Raw genomic sequence first — 18,464 nt, 5'->3', positions numbered from 1 at the left:
TTACTTCACGCGCATGCCGGGCTTCGCGCCGCTATGCGGCTCGAGCACGTAGAGGCCCGGGTCGGCCTTCTCGTCCGCCGCCGATGCCGCCAGCACCATGCCCTCGGACATGCCGAACTTCATCTTGCGCGGCGCCAGGTTCGCGACCATCACGGTCAGCTTGCCGATCAGCTGCTCCGGCTGATACGCGGACTTGATGCCCGAGAACACGTTGCGGGTCTTCTCTTCGCCGACGTCGAGCGTCAGTTGCAGCAGCTTGTCCGAGCCTTCCACCGCCTTGCAGTCGACGATCTTCGCGATGCGCAGATCGACCTTCGCGAAGTCGTCGATCGTGATGATGCCGGCCTCTTCTTCCTTCGCGGCGACGGCCTTGGCGTGGGCCTTCGCCTTGGCCTTCGCGTCGGCCGGCGCCGCTTCCGGCGTGGCCTGCAGCGAGTCGCGATTGGCCGCGAGCAGCGCCTCGATCTGCTTCGGATCGACGCGCGTCATCAGATGCTTGTACGCGTTGATCGGGCGCGCCGAGCTGAGCGGCACGGTGGCGTCGGCCCACACGAGCGGCTCGATGCCGAGGAAAGCCTCGACCGCTTCGGCGAGCTTCGGCAGCACCGGCTTCAGGGCCAGCGACAGCAGACGGAACGCCTCGATGCTGACGCTGCAGGTCTCGTGCAGCGCGACCGCGTTGGCCGGGTCTTTCGCCTGATCCCAGGGCTTGGCGGTATCGACGTAGGCGTTGACCGAGTCGGCGAGCTCCATGGTCTGACGCAGCGCGCGGCTGTACTCGCGCGCTTCGTAGTGCGCGGCGATCTGCGGCAGCGCCGCGCGCAGCGTGCCGAGCAGCGGATGATGCATCGCGCTGTCCTGCACGCGGCCGTCGAAGCGCTTGATCAGGAAGCCGGCCGCGCGGCTCGCGATGTTCACGTATTTGCCGACCAGATCGCTGTTCACGCGCGCCTGGAAGTCGTCGAGATTCAGGTCGAGGTCTTCCATCGTGCTGTTCAGCTTGGCCGCGAAGTAGTAGCGCAGCCATTCCGGATTCAGGCCGGTGTCGATCGCGCTTTGCGCGGTGATGAAGGTGCCGCGCGACTTCGACATCTTCGCGCCGTCGACCGTCAAAAAGCCGTGCGCGAACACGTTGGTCGGCGTGCGATGGCCCGAGAACTCGAGCATCGCGGGCCAGAACAGCGTGTGGAAATACAGGATGTCCTTGCCGATGAAGTGGTACTGCTCGGCCGTCGAGCCCTTGCGGACCCACGCGTCGAAGTCGAGGCCGCGCTTTTCGGCGAGGTTCCTGAAGCTTGCGTAGTAGCCGACCGGCGCGTCGAGCCACACGTAGAAATACTTACCGGGCGCGCCCGGAATCTCGAAGCCGAAGTACGGTGCGTCGCGCGAGATGTCCCAGTCGGCGAGTTTGGCTTCGCCGGCGTCGCCGAGCCATTCGCGCATCTTGTTGGTCGCTTCCGGCTGCGCGAGGCCGCCGACCCAGGCGCGCAGGAAGTTCTCGCAGCGCGGATCGGACAGGCGGAAGAAGTAGTGCGTCGAGGTCTTGCGAATCGGCGTCGCGCCCGAGACGACCGAGTACGGATTGACGAGCTCGGTGGGCTGGTAGGTCGAGCCGCAGACCTCGCAGCTGTCGCCGTACTGGTCTTTGGCGCCGCATTTGGGGCACTCGCCCTTGATGAAGCGATCCGGCAGGAACATTTCCTTGACCGGGTCGTACGCCTGTTCGATCTCGCGCGCGTCGATCAGCCCCGCTTCCTTCAGCGCGAGGTAGACGTTTTCGCTGAGCACGCGGTTTTCGTCGGAGTCCGTCGAGTAGTAGTTGTCGAACGAAATGCCGAAGCTGTCGAAGTCGCGCTTGTGTTCCAGCCAGACGCGATCGATCAGCTGTTTCGGCGTCAGACCTTCCTGTTCCGCGCGCAGCATCACCGGCGTGCCGTGCGTGTCGTCTGCGCCGACGTAGTAGACCTCGTGGCCGTGCATTCGCAGCGCCCGGACCCAGATGTCCGTCTGGATATATTCGACCAGATGGCCGATATGAATCTGCCCGTTCGCATAAGGAAGGGCCGACGTGACGAGAATCTGACGGCGGCCGGGCGGCGCGCCTGCTGGGAGGTCGGTGGCGGGTGCTGACATAAGGATCGGGGGTGCCTGCGGTGGGACGAAACGGTGATTTTAGCAGGGCGCACGCCGCACGCGGACCGGGCGCGGCGGGCTGGACGCGCGGAACAGAGGGGGACGGGGGCGGGCGCTGCGGTGGGGGACCGCCAGGAACGATGCCTGGCGAAGCGGGGTGCAAAACCGCGCGGGCAAAAAAAACCGGGGTCGATAAACCCCGGAGCAACAACGACAAGAGGAGAATGGTGACGTGATGGCTTCGCCAGACACGTACCGTAAAGACAGACCGCGGATTTTCCGCAGAGTTCGAAATTTTTTCGATCCGTCGACAAACCGGTCCGGCGGCTCGTCCCGCCCGCAAGCCGGGCGCGTGCGGCTGAAGCCCGGCCGGCCCGGCGGCGCCTTCTCCTTGAGACTTGCCCTTATTGGGTCGCGTGCTGGGCCGTGGCGCGCAGATAGATTTCGACGCGACGGTTGGCCGCACGGCCGGCTTCGGTGTTGTTGTCGGCGATCGGCTGGTTCGGGCCCATGCCGGTGGCCGACAGGCGCTGCGGCGCGATGCCGTGTTGCGCCAGATAGCCGGTCACGCTCTGCGCGCGATTGACCGACAGCGTCTGGTTGTATTGCAGCGAGCCGGTGCTGTCCGTATGGCCGACGACCGACGCGACGACTTCCGGATTCTGCTGCAGCGTCTGCGCGAGCTGGTCGAGCACCGGTGCGAACGACGGCTTGATCGCGTAGCTGCTGGTGTCGAACGTGACCGAACTCGGGATGTTCAGCTTGAGCGAGCCGTCAGGTTGCTCGGTGATCTGCGTGCCGGTGCCCTTGGTCGCGCCCGACATGCGGTTGCGGATGTTGTCCCAGTTGTAGCCGGTGATGCCGCCCACCGCGGCGCCGGTGGCCGCGCCGATCGCCGCGCCCTTGCCGCCGCCGAAGATCGCGCCGATCGCCGCGCCGGCACCAGCGCCCACGCCGGTGCCGACTGCTGTATTGGTGCCCTGTTGGGTTGCGCAGCCTGCCACCAGCGAGCCGGCCACGGCGAATACGGCCACGCGAGTCATGATTCTTGCATTCATTTTGGTTTCCTTTCGAGTGCGAATGAGCTAGCGGGTAGCGGTCAGTCTATGCAGCGAACATTACGGCAATGCACCGACCACTCAGAAAGTTCGGGAACGATTCCTGCGCCTTGCTTCGCGCGGTCCTACAGCGAAGAAGGGTCTTAGGGCACCGTGTGCCGTCAGACACTACAATAGTGCCTGAAACACACAGTGATGCGACCCTACGGCGTCCCGCGTGCCCCGAAGGGTGCCCGGCACGTTCGATTTTCGCAATGCCGCATAACAATTTCTTGCAAATTCCGCCGCGTGGCCGATCGGTCCATCTCGCCGCGCCGCACCTCTTCCCCACGGAGTATCAATGAGTATCGATCGGGCTTTGGTCGACGCCGCCGTCGCGGCCGTCACTGACCCCAACACGGGCGCGCCGTACGCGGCCGCGAAGAGCATCCGCAACGTGGTTGTGGAGGGCGACGCGGTCAGCCTTCAGGTGATGCTCGGCTACCCGGCGAAAAGCCAGTTCGACGCGATCCGCCAGCGCTTCGCCGACGCGTTGCGCGCGGTGCCCGGCGTCGCGAACGTGCGCGTCGAGGTTTCGCAACAGATTGCCGCACACACCGTGCAGCGCGGCGTGAAACTGCTGCCCGGCGTGAAGAACATCGTCGCGGTTGCCTCGGGCAAGGGCGGCGTCGGCAAGAGCACGACCGCCGTGAATCTCGCGCTCGCGCTCGCGAGCGAGGGCGCGGCGGTCGGCATTCTCGACGCCGACATCTACGGCCCGTCGCTGCCCACCATGCTCGGCATCGAGGGTCGTCCCGAATCGCCCGACGACAAATCGATGAACCCGATGACCGGCCACGGCGTGCAGGCCAGCTCGATAGGTTTCCTGATCGAGGCGGACAACCCGATGGTGTGGCGCGGCCCGATGGCGACTTCGGCGCTCGAACAGCTGCTGCGCCAGACCAACTGGCACGAACTCGACTATCTGATCGTCGACATGCCGCCGGGCACCGGCGACATCCAGCTGACGCTCGCGCAGCGCGTGCCGGTTACGGGCGCCGTGATCGTCACGACGCCGCAGGACATCGCGCTGCTCGACGCGAAGAAGGGCCTCAAGATGTTCGAAAAGGTCGGCATCCCGATTCTCGGCATCGTCGAGAACATGGGCCTGCACATCTGTTCGAATTGCGGGCACGAGGAGCACATCTTCGGCGCCGGCGGCGGCGAGCGCATGGGCAAGGAGTATGGCGTCGAGGTGCTCGGCAGCCTGCCGCTCGACATCACGATCCGCGAGCAGGCCGACTCGGGCCGTCCCACGGTCGTCGCGGACCCGAACGGGCGCATTGCGGAGCTCTATCGCTCGATCGCGCGCAAGGTCGCGGTGCATATCGCCGAACGCGCGCGCGACATGAGCTCGAAGTTTCCGAACATCGTCGTGCAGAACACCTGAGCGGCCGTTCGGGCGAGGGATTAGGGGTGATCTCGATCCCTATTTTCACGAACTCTCGCGGTATCATGTCGACTTCACGAGTTCGGCTCGGCGGCCGCAGGGGCAGCCGCCAGGCCGACAAGAGGATCGCATGGGAAAACGAATCGACGGGCACGCGGTACATGCGTTCATCGTCCTGACTGCCGGCTGTGTGCTGTTGAGCGGCTGTGGCGTATTCCTGAGACCACAGGAAAAGCGCGCCGACGCGCAACTGCTGCCCACCGTGGGCAATCAGGCGCACGGTCTCGTGACCTTTATCGAGCGCTCGGACGGCGTCCAGGTCACCTACAATCTCACGGGCTTGCCGCCCAATAGCGACCACGCGCTGCAGGTGCACGAGCGCGGCGACTGCAACGCCGCCGACGGCTCCAGCGCCGGTCCGGTGTTTTCGCCGGCGGCCGAACGGCTCAAGGCCGGCGCGCGCGTCGAGGGCGATCTCGGCAACATCCATGCGGACGCGAACGGCGTGGCCACCGGCTTCATCGTCGCGCCGGACGTGTCGCTCGACGGCATCCGCTCGGTGCTGCAGCGCGCGGTACTGCTCCACCGCGATGCGACCGATCCCTACGCTTACCCTCAGCATGGCGCGGGCGCGGCGATCGCCTGCGGCGTGATTCGCCAGCAGTGAAGCGCGAGCGCGCTTTCGCCGCGCCCGCCCCCGCAACGGCGTCGTGCCAGTCGGCGGACCCCTTCATCGGGCGCGCCTCGCGCCATCCGCGGCAGCGTCTCCGTGATCGCGTAAAATAAGCGGCCTTTGCCGGCTGGGCGCCGCCGCCGGCCGTTTTCGTCTATCTTTCGTCACACCTGATATTCACGTCGAGCAGCTCTCACCTATGACCATCAAATCTGACAAGTGGATCCGGCGCATGGCCGAGTCGCACAAGATGATCGAGCCGTTTGCGCCCGATCAGGTTCGCGTCTCCGAAGACGGCCGGAAGATTGTCAGCTACGGCACCTCGAGCTACGGCTACGACATCCGCTGCGCCGACGAATTCAAGATCTTCACCAACATCAACTCGACGATCGTCGATCCGAAGAACTTCGACGAGAAGTCGTTTGTCGATTTCAAGGGCGACGTCTGCATCATCCCGCCGAACTCGTTCGCGCTCGCGCGCACGGTCGAGTATTTCCGTATTCCGCGCAGCGTGCTGACCGTGTGCCTCGGCAAATCGACCTACGCGCGCTGCGGGATCATCGTCAACGTGACGCCGTTCGAGCCGGAATGGGAAGGCCACGTCACGCTCGAATTCTCGAATACGACACCTTTGCCTGCGAAAATTTACGCGAACGAAGGCGTCGCTCAGGTCCTGTTTTTCGAAAGCGACGAGATTTGTGAAACGTCGTACGCGGATCGCGGCGGCAAGTATCAAGGTCAGCACGGCGTCACATTGCCGAAAACGTGACGCCGGCAGCGTCTTGACCCATCAGTTATTCGGGTGACCGCTGCGCTTTTTACGTAACGCAGCGGTCGTTTTCTTTTTGGAGAATCGCCCATGAAGTTCCGTTTCCCCGTCGTCATCATCGACGAAGATTTCCGCTCCGAGAACATCTCGGGTTCCGGCATCCGGGCTTTGGCCGAAGCCATCGAGAAAGAAGGCGCGGAAGTGCTCGGGTTGACGAGCTACGGCGATCTGACCTCGTTCGCGCAGCAGTCGAGCCGCGCATCGTGCTTCATCCTGTCGATCGACGACGACGAGCTGCTGCCGTACGTCGATAACGTGGTCGTCGAAGGCGAGACGCCCGAGCTTGCCGCCGCGATCGTCGCGCTGCGCGCGTTCGTGACCGAAGTGCGCCGCCGCAACGCCGATATTCCGATCTTCCTGTACGGCGAAACGCGCACTTCGCGCCATCTGCCGAACGACATCCTGCGCGAGCTGCACGGCTTCATCCATATGTTCGAGGACACGCCGGAGTTCGTCGCGCGCCATATCATCCGCGAGGCGAAGGTGTATCTCGACTCGCTCGCGCCGCCGTTCTTCAAGGAACTGGTGCAGTACGCGGAAGAAGGTTCGTACTCGTGGCACTGCCCGGGCCACTCGGGCGGCGTCGCGTTCCTGAAGAGCCCGCTCGGCCAGATGTTCCACCAGTTCTTCGGCGAGAACATGCTGCGCGCCGACGTCTGCAACGCGGTCGACGAACTGGGCCAGCTGCTCGACCATACCGGTCCGGTCGCGGCTTCGGAGCGCAACGCCGCGCGCATCTTCAGCGCCGACCACGTGTTCTTCGTGACCAACGGCACCTCCACCTCGAACAAGATCGTCTGGCACGGCACGGTGGCGCCCGGCGACATCGTGCTGGTCGACCGCAACTGCCACAAGTCGATCCTGCACGCGATCACGATGACCGGCGCGATCCCGGTGTTCCTGACGCCGACCCGCAACAACTTCGGCATCATCGGCCCGATTCCGCGCAGCGAGTTCGAACCGGAGAACATCCGCAAGAAGATCGAGGCGAACCCGTTCGCGCGCGAAGCGCTCGCGAAGAACCCGAACCTGAAGCCGCGCATTCTGACGATCACGCAAAGCACCTACGACGGCGTGATATACAACGTCGAGATGATCAAGGAGATGTTGGGCGAATGGCTCGACACGCTGCACTTCGACGAAGCGTGGCTGCCGCACGCTGAATTCCACGAGTTCTATCAGGACATGCACGCCATCGGCGCAGGCCGTCCGCGCATCGGCGCGATGGTGTACGCGACGCACTCCACGCACAAGCTGCTCGCCGGCATCTCGCAGGCGTCGCAGATCGTCGTGCAGGATTCGAAGAACAGCCGCTTCGACAAGCATCGCTTCAACGAGGCGTATCTGATGCATACGTCGACGAGCCCGCAGTACGCGATCATCGCGTCGTGCGACGTGGCCGCGGCGATGATGGAAGCGCCGGGCGGCACCGCGCTCGTCGAGGAGTCGATCGCTGAAGCGCTCGACTTCCGCCGCGCGATGACCAAGGTCGACACCGAATACGGCGACGACTGGTTCTTCAAGGTGTGGGGCCCGGACCAGTTCGCCGAGGAAGGCATCGGCTCGCGCGACGACTGGATGCTGCGCCCCAACGACGCGTGGCACGGCTTCGGCCCGCTCGCCGAAGGCTTCAACATGCTCGACCCGATCAAGGCGACGATCGTCACGCCGGGTCTCGACATGGACGGCGGCTTCGGCGAAACCGGCATTCCGGCCGCGATCGTCACGAAGTACCTGGCCGAGCACGGCATCATCGTCGAGAAGACGGGCCTGTACTCGTTCTTCATCATGTTTACGATCGGCATCACGAAGGGCCGCTGGAACTCGATGGTGACCGAGCTGCAGCAGTTCAAGGACGACTACGACAACAACCAGCCGCTGTGGCGTGTGCTGCCCGAGTTCGTGCAGCATCATCCGATGTACGAGCGTGTCGGCCTGCGCGACCTGTGCCAGCAGATCCACAGCGTGTATCGCGCGAACGACATCGCGCGTCTGACGACCGAGATGTACCTGTCGAGCATGGAGCCGGCGATGAAGCCGTCCGACGCGTTCGCGAAGCTCGCGCACCGCGAGATCGATCGGGTACCGATCGACGAGCTCGAAGGCCGTGTTACGTCGATCCTGTTGACGCCGTATCCGCCGGGCATTCCGCTGCTGATTCCGGGCGAGCGTTTCAACAGGACCATCGTCAACTATTTGCGTTTCGCGCGCGAGTTCAACGAGCGCTTCCCGGGCTTCCATACGGATATCCACGGGCTCGTCGGCGAAATGGTCAACGGGCGCATCGAATACTTCGTCGATTGCGTGCGCATCTGACGATGGGGTGGGTGACGTTTCTGCCGGGCCTGGCAGCGATCGGCCGCTGGCGGCGCGGGGCCGGCGTGCTGGTCTTCGCGCTGGCGGCCGGCACGGTGGTGTTCGGCGGCATCGCGAGTCCGGCGGCGCATGCCGAGGTGGCCGCCGCCGATCCGATCGACGCGTCGATGCGCGCATGTCTCGCGCGCGCCGACATGTCGACGACGATGGGGCAGGTGCAGTGCATGGACGCTGCGCGCATCGGCTGGAAGGTCGCGGTCGACAACGCGTACCAGCAGTTGCTCGCGAAGCTGCCGCCCGCGCGGCGCAGGCTGTGGGAAAGGAGCCAGTCGAGCTGGCTCGCGTCGCGCGATGCCGAGAAGCAGTTGCTTGCCGCGGTCTTCGCCACGACCCAAGGTTCGATGTACGTGCTTTCCGAAGCCGACATGCAACTGCAGCCGGTGCGCGACCGCGCGCTCGCGCTGCGCAGCGCGCTCGCCGATGCGAACGGTCCGGCGCCGCGCCGGCCGCGAGCCTGCAACGCCGACGCGCGTTGCGAACACGCGATGTTCGATCTGAAGCGCTACTATCGTGTGCTCGAATCGAAGATGCCGGCGCAATCGCGGCCGACGCTCGTGCACGCGCAACGCGCGTGGAGCGCGTATCTGACGGCGTCGACGCGGCTCGTCGACGAGCACGGGCGTATCGACATCATCGGCGCGCGCGTCGCGACGATCAAACGGCTCTCCGAAACGGCCGGCAACCACTGACGGCCGCCGACCGGCGCGGCCCACCGCGCATTCAATCCCATTGATAACGGTCTTCGCGCGGCTGCGGCGGCGCGAGCGCCGGCTCGCCGAGCAGATCGCGCATCGCATCCTCGATCATCGCGGACATCGTGTTGAGCGCGAGATCGTTGTCGTCGGTGCCGAACGGTTCTTCGAGCTGCGACGCGATCGCTTCGTGCGCCATGAACGTGTACGCGACGAACACCGCGAACACCGGCGTGAAAATGCCGATGCTATTGACGAGTCCGAATGGCAGCGACGCGCAGAAGAAGTACACGGTGCGGTGGATCATCACCGAATACGCGAACGGCAGTGGCGTCGACGCGATGCGCTCGCACCCGCCGATCACATCCGACAGCCCGCTCAGATTGCGGTCGAACGCGAGCACCGCCATCGGATCGAGCGCCCCCGCGCGTGCCGCGCGCTGCACCCATTCGCCGAGGCACAGCAACAGCGCGGCTGGCTTGTAGCGCGATCCAATCACACGTTCAAACAGTGCGCGGGGCAGCCGCGCGGCAAGGTCGTCGCGCGGTTCGGTCTTGCGCAACTGATGACGCAGCGCATGCGGGAGCGCGCTCAGTATCGCCAGAAACGCGGCGGCTTCTTCTTTGGGCAACTCGCGCGACGGCAGCGTCAGCGCCTGGCGCGTCAGCGAGCGCGACTCATTGAGCAACTGCCCCCACAGCTTGCGCGCCTCCCACCAGCGGTCGTAGCTCGCGTTGTTGCGAAAGCCGAGAAACACCGCGAGCGCAATGCCGACCAGCGAGAACGGCGCGATCGAGTTCAGGTTCAGGCTGACGGGCAGCAGATGATCGTGTGCGGCGAGCGCAATGATCGAGATGAAGAAGATCAGCAGGAGCCGCGGCAGCAACTGCGGCAGCACCGAGCCGCGCCACGCAAGCAGCATGTGAAACCAGTGGAGATGCGGGCGGATGATCATGGCAAAGCGGTTCGGCCAGGAGATAGAGCGCCTATTATCGGTCGCTTTTCGCGCCCCCAAACAGGAAAACCCGCGGCGGGCGCATCGAAGACGATGCACACGCCGCGGGTTCGTTCACCGCAAGCGGATCGGGACAGCCGTGAGCGAAGGCTCAGTCGCGCGCCGACGACGCAGCGCCGTGACTGAGCCAGTCGAGCACGGCCGTCGCGTCGTCGTCGGCGCCTTCGCGCGCTTTCTCGACCGTCTCGGCGACGTCGTCGCTCGGCACCGCGCGCCGAATCGCCACACCGACCGCGAGAATGTCGATCATCACGAGGTGCAGGATGCGCGAGATCATCGACAGTTGCGACTCGCGAATCTCGATGTGATCGGTTTCCAGCGCGACCGTCGCACGCTTCGCGAGCGGGGTGTTGCTCGACGTGATCGCGATCACCTGCGCGCCGGCCTGCATCGCGACGTCGAGCACGCGCAGCAGCTCGGGCGCGCGCCCCGACTTCGACACCGCGACGATCACGTCGCCCTTGCCGAGCAGCGCGGCCGAGGCCGCCTGCATGTACAGGTCACCGTACGCGATGGTCGGAATGCCGAAGCGGAAGAACTTGTAGTGCGCGTCCTGCGCGACGATGTTCGAATTGCCGAGTCCGTAGAACTCGATGCGCCGCGCGCCGTTCAGCAGGTCGATGGCGCGTTCCACGTGCTCGAAGTTCAGATGCTCGCGCAATTGCAGAATCGCGGACACGGTGTTGTCGAGCACCTTCGCGCCGAAGTCGGTCGCGGTGTCGCCGAGATGCACCTGGCTGTGGCTGACCGGAATCGTGCCGGTCAAACCGGTCGCGAGCTTGAGCTTGAAGTCCGACAGCCCCTGGCAGCCGAGCGAGCGGCAGAAGCGGATCACGGTCGGCTGACTGACGTCGGCCTTGCGCGCGATGTCGACGATCGGATCGTTGATGATCGAACGCGGGTGGTTCAACGCGAGTTCGGCGACGCGGCGCTCGGCCGGCGTCAGCGCGTCGCGCATCTGGCGAATCCGCTCGAACACCGCCGACGAGCTGCCGCCCGCGCGGTTCGACAGCTGCTCCGCCAAAATCGCCGATACGCCGAGGAACGCCGGGTATTCGGCGGTAATCACATAGGTCGGCACGCTCTGCAGATACGCCTCGAAGCGGCCCTTCGCCTCGAAGCGCTGGCGAAACGACGAACGCGCGAAGAACTCGCCGAGGCGTGGCACGACGCCGCCGCCGATATAGATGCCGCCGAGCGCGCCGAGCGTCACCGCGATATTGCCGGCGAAGGTGCCGAGAATGCCGCAGAACACGTCGACCGATTCGGCCGCGAGCGGCTCGCCTTCGAGCGCGCGCTTGACCACATCGGCGGTATTAACGCTGGCCGGCACGCGCTTCTTGTCGCGGCCGGCGAGCGCGCGATAGATCACCTCGATGCCGGGCCCCGCGGCCACCCGTTCGAACGACACGTGCGACCACTTCTTGCGCGCGTACTGCAGCACGATATCTTCACGCTCGTCGGCGGGCGCGAAGGTGGCGTGGCCGCCTTCGCTGCCGAGCGCGATCCAGCGGTCGTCGGCGGGAATCAGGCCCGACACCCCCATGCCGGTGCCGGGGCCGAGCAGGCCGATCACGCTGTTCGGCCGGCGCTGGCCGCCGCCCACCTGCACGCGCTGAGCATCGGTGAGGCCGGGCAGCGCCATCGCGAGCGCGGTGAAGTCGTTGACGACGAGCAGCGTGTCGAAGCCGAGCGCGCGGCGCGTCGCTTCGATCGAGAAGGTCCAGTCGTGATTGGTCATGCTGACCTGGTCGCCGTCGACCGGGTTCGCAATCGCGATCGCCGCGTGATTGACGCGGCCGATCTTCGTGTCCTTCAGATACTTCTTGATGACGTCGGCGACACTCGGGTAGTCGGCGCAAGGATAGATCTGCACCGAGCCGATTTCGCCGGGGCCCGTCTCGAGCGCGAAACGCGCATTGGTACCGCCGATGTCGGCAAGCAGCCTCGGTCCATCGGCGTGCTGGACCGCGCCCGGCACAGCTTTAGTTTGCACACCAGTAGACATCGAGTCTCACTCCCTTGTCGTTTGCCAGCTGCGAGATGGCATTTTTTTGTAGCGCGGCGGACGCGGCATTGAGCACGTCCATCTTGCGCGGCCCTGCGATCAGCAGAAACAGATGCTTCACGTCCTTCAGCGCGGACAGCGACCAGCTCACGCGCGCGTGCGGCGCCGCGCCCGGATGCACGGCGACGAAACGCTCGGTCGTGTTGATCGCGTGATCCCATTCGGGCGCGTCGGCGAAGATCGACGCGGTATGGCCGTCTTCGCCCATGCCCAGCACCGCGACGTCGGGCGCCGTGGCAAAGCGCGCGTCCGCGTTCAGCGCGGCGACGTGCGAATGCAGATCCTGGGTGGTGTCGACGAGCGGCCAGAAGGTCGCGTGTTGCGCCGCGTTCTGCAGCAACGTGGCGCGCGCGAGCTGCGCGTTGCTCGCGCTATCGGTCTCCGGCACCCAGCGGTCGTCGACCAGCGTGATCGCGATGCGGGGCCAGTCGAACGTCTGCGTCGACAACGTTTGCAGGAACGGACGCGGGCTGCTGCCGCCGGACACGGCCAGCATGGCCGGGCGCGCGAGCGGGGTTGACGTGCCGGTGCCGGCCGCCTGTGCGGCAAGCGACGCATGTAACGCGTCGCCCACCGCTTTCGCCAGCGCGTCGGATTGGGCGCGCTGGTCGTCGAAAGCGTGAAGCTCGATCACTTCTCCTCCGTGCTGCTTTCTTGTTAGGTCTTCGGAATCAGCCTGACTACTCTCGCGCGACGCCTGCAAGGCGGGTGGCCTGCAAACGCATGACGCGATACCGGCGCGACTCCGTTCAGTTCGTCGGTGGTGTTGCCGGCGCCGCGCGCCGAGGTGTTCATCGCGCGCGGCGCCGTCCATCAATTCATCAAACTCAATTCTCTTCCTCGAGCCAGCAGGTGCCGTGCTGGGCGAGCATCGCGCTCGCCGCGGCCGGTCCCCACGTGCCCGCCGCGTACGGCTTGGGCGGCTTGGTCGAGGCCTTCCACTCGTTCAGGATCGGCTCGACCCAGCGCCATGCGGCTTCCTGTTCGTCGCGCCGCACGAACAGCGCGAGGCGCCCGTGGATCACGTCGAGCAGCAGCCGCTGATAGGCCTCCATCTGGCCTTCGCGGAAGAACCGGTCGAACGCGAGATCGAGGTATACGCTCGCGAGGTTCATACCCTCGCCGGGCTGCTTCGCGAGACAGTACAGACGAATCGTCTCGTTAGGCTGCAGACGAATCACGAGGCGGTTCGCGCCCGCGCGCAGCGCCGACGCGCCAAGCGCCGAATGCGGCACCGCACGGAAATTCACGACGATCTCGGCGACGCGATCGGCGAGCCGCTTGCCCGTGCGCAGGAAAAACGGCACGCCGGCCCAGCGCCAGTTCCCGATCTCGACCTTCAGCGCGACGAAGGTCTCGGTCGAGCTATCGGGCTTCACGCCGTGCTCGGTCGCGTAGGCCGGGACCGTGTTGCCACGGATCACGCCCGAATGATACTGGCCGCGCACCGCGACCTTGCCGATGTCCTGCGGCTCGACCGGTTTGAGCGCGCGCAGCACGCGCAGCTTTTCGTCGCGCACCGAGTCGGAATCCATCGAGTGGGGCGGTTCCATCGCGACGATCGACAGCAACTGCAACAGGTGGTTCTGCACCATGTCGCGCAGCGCGCCGGTATTGTCGTAGAAGTCGCCGCGCGCTTCGACGCCGAGTTCCTCGGCGATCGTGATCTGGATGCTTTCGACCCACTCGCGGCGCCACAGCGGCTCGAACAGCGCATTGCCGAAGCGCAGCGCGAGCAGGTTCTGCACCGGCTCCTTGCCGAGGTAATGGTCGATCCGGTAGATCTGTTCTTCCGCGAAGATTTCGCCGACCGCATCATTAATTGCGTTCGACGACTTCAGGTCGTAGCCGAGCGGCTTCTCGAGCACGATGCGCGCGTTGTGGTTCAGGCCCACCGCGGCGAGCGCATGGCAGATCGGCACGAACAGCGACGGACCCGTCGCCAGATAGAACACGCGGATGCCGGGCATCTCCTGGATCGCGTCGCGCAGTTGCGCGAAGTCATCCGGATTGCCGAGATCGATCTTCACGAACTCGATGCGCGCGAGGAAGCTCGTCCACGCGGCTTCGTCGAGGCCGTTCTTCGACACATGCGGCTTGACGTGCCCGTCGACCCACTGCAGATACTCGCCGCGATCCTCGACGTGCCGCGCAAGCGCCACGATCTTGCCGCTGTCGGCGAGCATGCCGCCCGCGCGGTGCGCCTCGAACAGCGCGGGCAGGATCTTGCGCATCGACAGATCGCCGGTTCCGCCGAAGAGAACGAAGGTGAAGCTTGTGTCGGTATGCATGAGTCTCCGTCGATGTCCTGAAGGGCCGCCGCGCTGATCGGACACTGCACGCGCAGCGCCCCGGAAGAGCGACCGTAGTCCGATAAAATATTTTTTGACACTGAATTGTAGTTTAACTACAATCCAAATCAAGAGGTAGCGCTAATTCGATGAAAAAAGAGCGTGCGCTGTACTGACGGAATGCACGCTTTTTGCGACTCGGCGGGCGTCCCCGGCACGCTGACGGACAATGGGACAACGCCTTCCGGTACGCGCCAGCAGGGTGCCGGCGGACCTTACGGAAAGCCGGGGAGTCGACGGGCTTGCGGGGTCGTTGCCCGCAGCCGACGTCAGGCTGGCGTCGAGTTGGCGTATGAGGTACCTCGAGTCTGCAGCGCGATGCGGGCAGGCAAAAATCAAAAGAGGAGACAGTCAGTTGCATCCCGAACCACTCACCTCTTGAGCGTCCAGCGGCCGGACATCGGTCCGCCGGCACATGCCCTCGCGCATGCGCCCGACCGTGCTCGATCGCCGGTGTTTTGCCTGTTTGAACCAACCACAGCACCCTGGCGACATCAGGGGCCATTCGTTTTTTTGTTCAGGTGTCTGGAGGAGATAAGCAATGAAATTTCGCGCGATCATGGGCGCTCTGTGCGCTGCGGGTCTGATGTGTGGCGTGTCGGCCGTGCAGGCCGCCGAGTCTCTCGAAGTGCTGCACTGGTGGACTTCGGGCGGCGAATCCAAGGCCGTCGGCGTCCTCAAGGACGACATGACGAAGCAGGGCTACACGTGGAAGGACTTCGCGGTCGCGGGCGGCGCTGGCGCGGCTGCCATGACGGCACTGAAGACGCAGGTGATCTCGGGCAACGCACCGAGCGCCGCGCAGATCAAGGGTCCGCTGATCCAGGAGTGGGCTTCGCAGGGCGTGCTGGTGCCGATCGACTCGGTCGCGGGCGACTGGAAGAAGAACCTGCCGCCGGAAATCGACAAGATCATTCGCGCGGACGGCCACTACGTCGCCGCTCCCTTCTCGGTGCACCGCGTGAACTGGCTGTACATCAACAAGGCTGCGCTGGACAAGGCCGGCGGCAAGGTGCCGACCACGTGGCCTGAGTTCTTCGCGGTGGCCGACAAGATGAAGGCCGCGGGCATCCAGCCGATCGCGATGGGCGGCCAGCCTTGGCAGGACCTGACGCTGTGGGAAGACGTCGTGCTGTCGCAGGGCGCGGACTTCTACAAGAAGGCGCTCGTCGACCTCGACGAGAAGACGCTGACCTCGGACAAGATGGTCGGCGTGTTCGACACGGTCCGCAAGATCCAGGGCTACTTCGACGCGGGTCGCACGGGCCGTGACTGGAACCTCGCGACGGCCATGGTCATCAACGGCAAGGCCGGCATGCAGTTCATGGGCGACTGGGCGAAGGGCGAATTCACCAACGCCGGCAAGAAGTCGGGCACGGACTACGTCTGCGCCGTGGTGCCGGGCACGGAGAAGGCCTACACGTTCAACGTCGACTCGTTCGTGTTCTTCCAGCAGAAGGGCCAGAAGGCCGCGACGCCGGGCCAGCTCGCGCTCGCGAAGACGATCATGTCGCCGGCGTTCCAGGAGCAGTTCAGCCTGTACAAGGGCTCGATCCCGGTGCGTCTCGGCGTGCCGATGGACAAGTTCGACGACTGCGCGAAGAAGTCGTACGCGGATGAGCAGATTGCGATCAAGGCCGGCGGTTATGTGCCGTCGCTCGCTCACGGCATGGCTCAGCCGGATGCCGCGGCAGGCGCGATCTCCGACGTCGTCACGAAGTTCATGAATTCGCAGGAAGATTCGAAGACCGCGGTTCAGGCTCTCGCGAAGGCAGCGAAGACCAAGTAAGCGTAAGTACGAAGTGTTGCGCCCGGCGGCTTGCATCCGAAGCACCGGGCGCGCCCTTCGGGCCGTGTCGAGTCGGACCTCGAGCTGCTTTCGTTCGCAGCGCAGTCCGGCGCCACGCGGCTCACCCTGGATTACGAGTCACACCCAGACCGTCGCGGTCCCGCGCCATGCGTGCACGGGCAGCCCGACGGTACAGTTTCAGCAGGAGTCGAGTAGTGACTGCTTCCATCAGCGGGAACGGGAAAACGGCCGCCGTCACCCGCCGCACGTCGCCCATGGCGGCCCTTGCCGATCGCTGGATTCCGAAGCTGGTGCTCGCACCCAGCGTCGTGATCAGCCTGATCTTCGTGTATGGCTTTATCGCAATCACCGGCTATCTGTCGCTGTCTACTTCGCGGCTGATGCCTCGTTGGGAGTTCGCGGGTCTCGACCGCTATCGCGAACTGTTCCAGAACGACGTGTTCTGGACTTCGGCCGCGAACCTCGGCTGGTTCGGCATTCCGTTCATCGGTATCTGCATCGGTCTGGGTCTGTTGCTCGCGATCCTGCTCGATCAGCAGATCCGCAACGAAGGCGCGCTGCGCGCCGTGTTCCTGTATCCGATGGCGCTGTCGTTCATCGTGACCGGCACCGCGTGGCAATGGATTCTGACGCCGAGCATCGGCATCGAGAAGGTGTTTCACGACTGGGGCTGGACGAGCTTCTCGTTCAACTGGCTCGGCGACCCGGACAGGGCGATTTTCTGTATCGTGATCGCGGCGGTCTGGCAGTCCACCGGCTTCGTGATGGCGCTGTTCCTCGCCGGCTTGCGCGGCGTCGACAGCGAGATCTTCAAGGCCGCGCAGATGGACGGCGCGAACCTGCCGACCATCTACCGCAAGATCGTGATACCGAGCATGCGGCCGGTGTTCTTCTCCGTGCTGCTGATCCTTTGTCACATCACCATCAAGACGTTCGACCTGGTCGTCGCGCTGACCGCCGGCGGTCCGGGTACGTCGACGTCGCTGCCGGCCATCTTCATGTACACGTTTTCGTTCAACCGTGGGCAGCTCGGCGTCGGCGCGGCATCGTCGATCATGATGCTCGCTACCGTAGTGGCCGTGCTCGTGCCGCTGATGTATCTGGAATCGAGGAGCACCCGCAATGCAGCCTAAGATGACGATTAGCCGTGCCGTCATTTACGCGGCCCTGGTTCTGTTCGCGCTGTACTTCCTGTTCCCGCTGTATGTGATGCTGTCGACGTCGTTCAAGGACATCGACCAGTTGCGCACCGGCAACCTGCTGACGCCGCCGACGAGCTGGAGCTTCGCGCCGTGGCTCAAGGCGTGGAGCGGCGCGTGTACGGGGGTGCGTTGCGACGGCATGCAGCCGTTCTTCATGAACTCGGTGCGCATGGTGATTCCGGCCGTGCTGATCTCGTCGATCATCGGCGCGTTCAACGGCTACGTGCTCACGCACTGGCGTTTCCGCGGCGCCGATCCGATCTTCACGATGCTGCTGGTCGGCTGCTTCATTCCGTTCCAGGCGATCCTGCTGCCGATGGCGCGCCTCGAAGGCATCCTCGGCCTGGCGAACACGGTGAGCGGCCTCGTGCTCGTGCACGTGATCTACGGTATCGCGTTCACGACGATGTTCTTCCGCAACTTCTACGTGAGCGTGCCGGCTGAACTCGTGAAGGCCGCGCGGATCGACGGCGCGGGTTTCTTCACGATCTTCACGAAGATCCTGCTGCCGGTGTCGCTGCCGATCTTCATGGTGTGCCTGATCTGGCAATTCACGCAGATCTGGAACGACTTCCTGTTCGGTATCGTGTTCTCCGGCGTCGATTCGATGCCGATCACCGTGGCGCTGAACAACCTCGTCAACACCTCGACCGGCGTGAAGGAATACAACGTGGACATGGCCGGCGCGATCATCGCGGCGCTGCCCACGCTGCTCGTCTATATCATCGCCGGACGTTACTTCGTGCGCGGCCTGACCGCGGGCGCGGTGAAGGGCTAAATCACCCTGGAGCGACGGCGTTTCACCGAACGCGTGCCGTCGTCGCCTGA

Annotated in this window: 14 protein-coding genes; 8 read left to right on the top strand and 6 right to left on the bottom strand. The window is 64.8% G+C overall.

What is annotated here, in order from left to right; translation table 11 throughout:
- Both metG and OKW38_RS15220 read right to left on the bottom strand, forming a co-directional pair.
- Complete coding sequence (gene metG / locus OKW38_RS15225; RefSeq protein ID WP_429362127.1) at nucleotides 1–2,133, bottom strand: methionine--tRNA ligase; 2,133 nt, start codon at nucleotides 2,131–2,133, stop codon at nucleotides 1–3.
- Between the two features lie 404 nt (nucleotides 2,134–2,537).
- Nucleotides 2,538–3,191: an OmpA family protein gene (locus tag OKW38_RS15220; RefSeq protein ID WP_429335913.1), complete on the bottom strand. Its 654-nt coding sequence runs from the start codon at nucleotides 3,189–3,191 to the stop codon at nucleotides 2,538–2,540.
- Between the two features lie 340 nt (nucleotides 3,192–3,531).
- Between OKW38_RS15220 and apbC the strand changes: the two genes are divergently transcribed.
- The 5 genes from apbC to OKW38_RS15195 all read left to right on the top strand — a co-directional run bounded on the left by apbC (nucleotide 3,532) and on the right by OKW38_RS15195 (nucleotide 9,187).
- The gene (apbC, locus tag OKW38_RS15215; protein WP_429362125.1) at nucleotides 3,532–4,620 is read left to right on the top strand and encodes an iron-sulfur cluster carrier protein ApbC; all 1,089 of its coding nucleotides are present in this window, start codon (nucleotides 3,532–3,534) and stop codon (nucleotides 4,618–4,620) included.
- A 130-nt stretch (nucleotides 4,621–4,750) separates the two neighbouring features.
- On the top strand, nucleotides 4,751–5,287 hold the full coding sequence (locus OKW38_RS15210) for a superoxide dismutase family protein (RefSeq protein WP_090803451.1): 537 nt from the start codon (nucleotides 4,751–4,753) through the stop codon (nucleotides 5,285–5,287).
- Nucleotides 5,288–5,492: 205 nt separating this feature from the next.
- Nucleotides 5,493–6,062, top strand: a complete 570-nt coding sequence (gene dcd / locus OKW38_RS15205; RefSeq protein ID WP_008924193.1) for a dCTP deaminase — start codon at nucleotides 5,493–5,495, stop codon at nucleotides 6,060–6,062.
- Nucleotides 6,063–6,152: 90 nt separating this feature from the next.
- Nucleotides 6,153–8,438 (top strand): arginine/lysine/ornithine decarboxylase, encoded by a 2,286-nt coding sequence (locus tag OKW38_RS15200; RefSeq protein ID WP_018419715.1) that lies wholly within the window; start codon nucleotides 6,153–6,155, stop codon nucleotides 8,436–8,438.
- On the top strand, nucleotides 8,423–9,187 hold the full coding sequence (locus tag OKW38_RS15195) for a lysozyme inhibitor LprI family protein (protein WP_429362123.1): 765 nt from the start codon (nucleotides 8,423–8,425) through the stop codon (nucleotides 9,185–9,187). The genes OKW38_RS15200 and OKW38_RS15195 overlap by 16 nt, the downstream gene beginning before the upstream one ends.
- Nucleotides 9,188–9,218: 31 nt before the next feature.
- Here OKW38_RS15195 and OKW38_RS15190 read toward each other — a convergent pair whose 3' ends face one another.
- The 4 genes from OKW38_RS15190 to zwf form a co-directional block, all read right to left on the bottom strand.
- Complete coding sequence (locus tag OKW38_RS15190; protein WP_090803457.1) at nucleotides 9,219–10,145, bottom strand: bestrophin family protein; 927 nt, start codon at nucleotides 10,143–10,145, stop codon at nucleotides 9,219–9,221.
- Between the two features lie 151 nt (nucleotides 10,146–10,296).
- Complete coding sequence (locus tag OKW38_RS15185) at nucleotides 10,297–12,213, bottom strand: bifunctional transcriptional regulator/glucokinase (RefSeq protein ID WP_090803458.1); 1,917 nt, start codon at nucleotides 12,211–12,213, stop codon at nucleotides 10,297–10,299.
- Entirely contained in the window at nucleotides 12,191–12,907 is a 717-nt protein-coding gene (pgl, locus tag OKW38_RS15180; RefSeq protein WP_090803460.1) for a 6-phosphogluconolactonase, read from the bottom strand. Before pgl ends, OKW38_RS15185 begins: the two co-directional genes overlap by 23 nt.
- Before the next feature lie 193 nt (nucleotides 12,908–13,100).
- On the bottom strand, nucleotides 13,101–14,564 hold the full coding sequence (zwf, locus tag OKW38_RS15175) for a glucose-6-phosphate dehydrogenase (RefSeq protein WP_090803461.1): 1,464 nt from the start codon (nucleotides 14,562–14,564) through the stop codon (nucleotides 13,101–13,103).
- A gap of 601 nt (nucleotides 14,565–15,165) precedes the next feature.
- On the opposite strand from zwf, the gene OKW38_RS15170 reads away from it, so the two are divergent.
- The 3 genes from OKW38_RS15170 to OKW38_RS15160 all read left to right on the top strand — a co-directional run bounded on the left by OKW38_RS15170 (nucleotide 15,166) and on the right by OKW38_RS15160 (nucleotide 18,414).
- Nucleotides 15,166–16,413 carry an ABC transporter substrate-binding protein gene (locus OKW38_RS15170; RefSeq protein WP_090803463.1) on the top strand — a complete coding sequence of 416 codons (1,248 nt, stop codon included), beginning with the start codon at nucleotides 15,166–15,168 and terminating at the stop codon, nucleotides 16,411–16,413.
- 215 nt (nucleotides 16,414–16,628) lie between these two features.
- Nucleotides 16,629–17,567: a carbohydrate ABC transporter permease gene (locus tag OKW38_RS15165; RefSeq protein ID WP_090803465.1), complete on the top strand. Its 939-nt coding sequence runs from the start codon at nucleotides 16,629–16,631 to the stop codon at nucleotides 17,565–17,567.
- Nucleotides 17,557–18,414, top strand: a complete 858-nt coding sequence (locus tag OKW38_RS15160; RefSeq protein ID WP_167368627.1) for a carbohydrate ABC transporter permease — start codon at nucleotides 17,557–17,559, stop codon at nucleotides 18,412–18,414. Before OKW38_RS15165 ends, OKW38_RS15160 begins: the two co-directional genes overlap by 11 nt.
- Nucleotides 18,415–18,464: the final 50 nt, after the last annotated feature.

It is taken from the genome of Paraburkholderia sp. MM5496-R1 (genome assembly GCF_050436205.1).
Taxonomy (GTDB): domain Bacteria; phylum Pseudomonadota; class Gammaproteobacteria; order Burkholderiales; family Burkholderiaceae; genus Paraburkholderia; species Paraburkholderia tuberum.
Note: the sequence above shows the minus strand (reverse complement) of the source record. Positions and strands in the feature narration are given on the sequence as shown.

Excerpts from the sequence above, each read along its gene's own strand:
- metG (WP_429362127.1), bottom strand. The coding sequence starts at position 2,133 with ATGTCAGCACCCGCCACCGACCTCCCAGCAGGCGCGCCGCCCGGCCGC.
- OKW38_RS15220 (WP_429335913.1), bottom strand. The coding sequence starts at position 3,191 with ATGAATGCAAGAATCATGACTCGCGTGGCCGTATTCGCCGTGGCCGGC.
- apbC (WP_429362125.1), top strand. The coding sequence starts at position 3,532 with ATGAGTATCGATCGGGCTTTGGTCGACGCCGCCGTCGCGGCCGTCACT.
- OKW38_RS15210 (WP_090803451.1), top strand. The coding sequence starts at position 4,751 with ATGGGAAAACGAATCGACGGGCACGCGGTACATGCGTTCATCGTCCTG.
- dcd (WP_008924193.1), top strand. The coding sequence starts at position 5,493 with ATGACCATCAAATCTGACAAGTGGATCCGGCGCATGGCCGAGTCGCAC.
- OKW38_RS15200 (WP_018419715.1), top strand. The coding sequence starts at position 6,153 with ATGAAGTTCCGTTTCCCCGTCGTCATCATCGACGAAGATTTCCGCTCC.
- OKW38_RS15190 (WP_090803457.1), bottom strand. The coding sequence starts at position 10,145 with ATGATCATCCGCCCGCATCTCCACTGGTTTCACATGCTGCTTGCGTGG.
- OKW38_RS15185 (WP_090803458.1), bottom strand. The coding sequence starts at position 12,213 with ATGTCTACTGGTGTGCAAACTAAAGCTGTGCCGGGCGCGGTCCAGCAC.
- zwf (WP_090803461.1), bottom strand. The coding sequence starts at position 14,564 with ATGCATACCGACACAAGCTTCACCTTCGTTCTCTTCGGCGGAACCGGC.
- OKW38_RS15170 (WP_090803463.1), top strand. The coding sequence starts at position 15,166 with ATGAAATTTCGCGCGATCATGGGCGCTCTGTGCGCTGCGGGTCTGATG.
- OKW38_RS15160 (WP_167368627.1), top strand. The coding sequence starts at position 17,557 with ATGCAGCCTAAGATGACGATTAGCCGTGCCGTCATTTACGCGGCCCTG.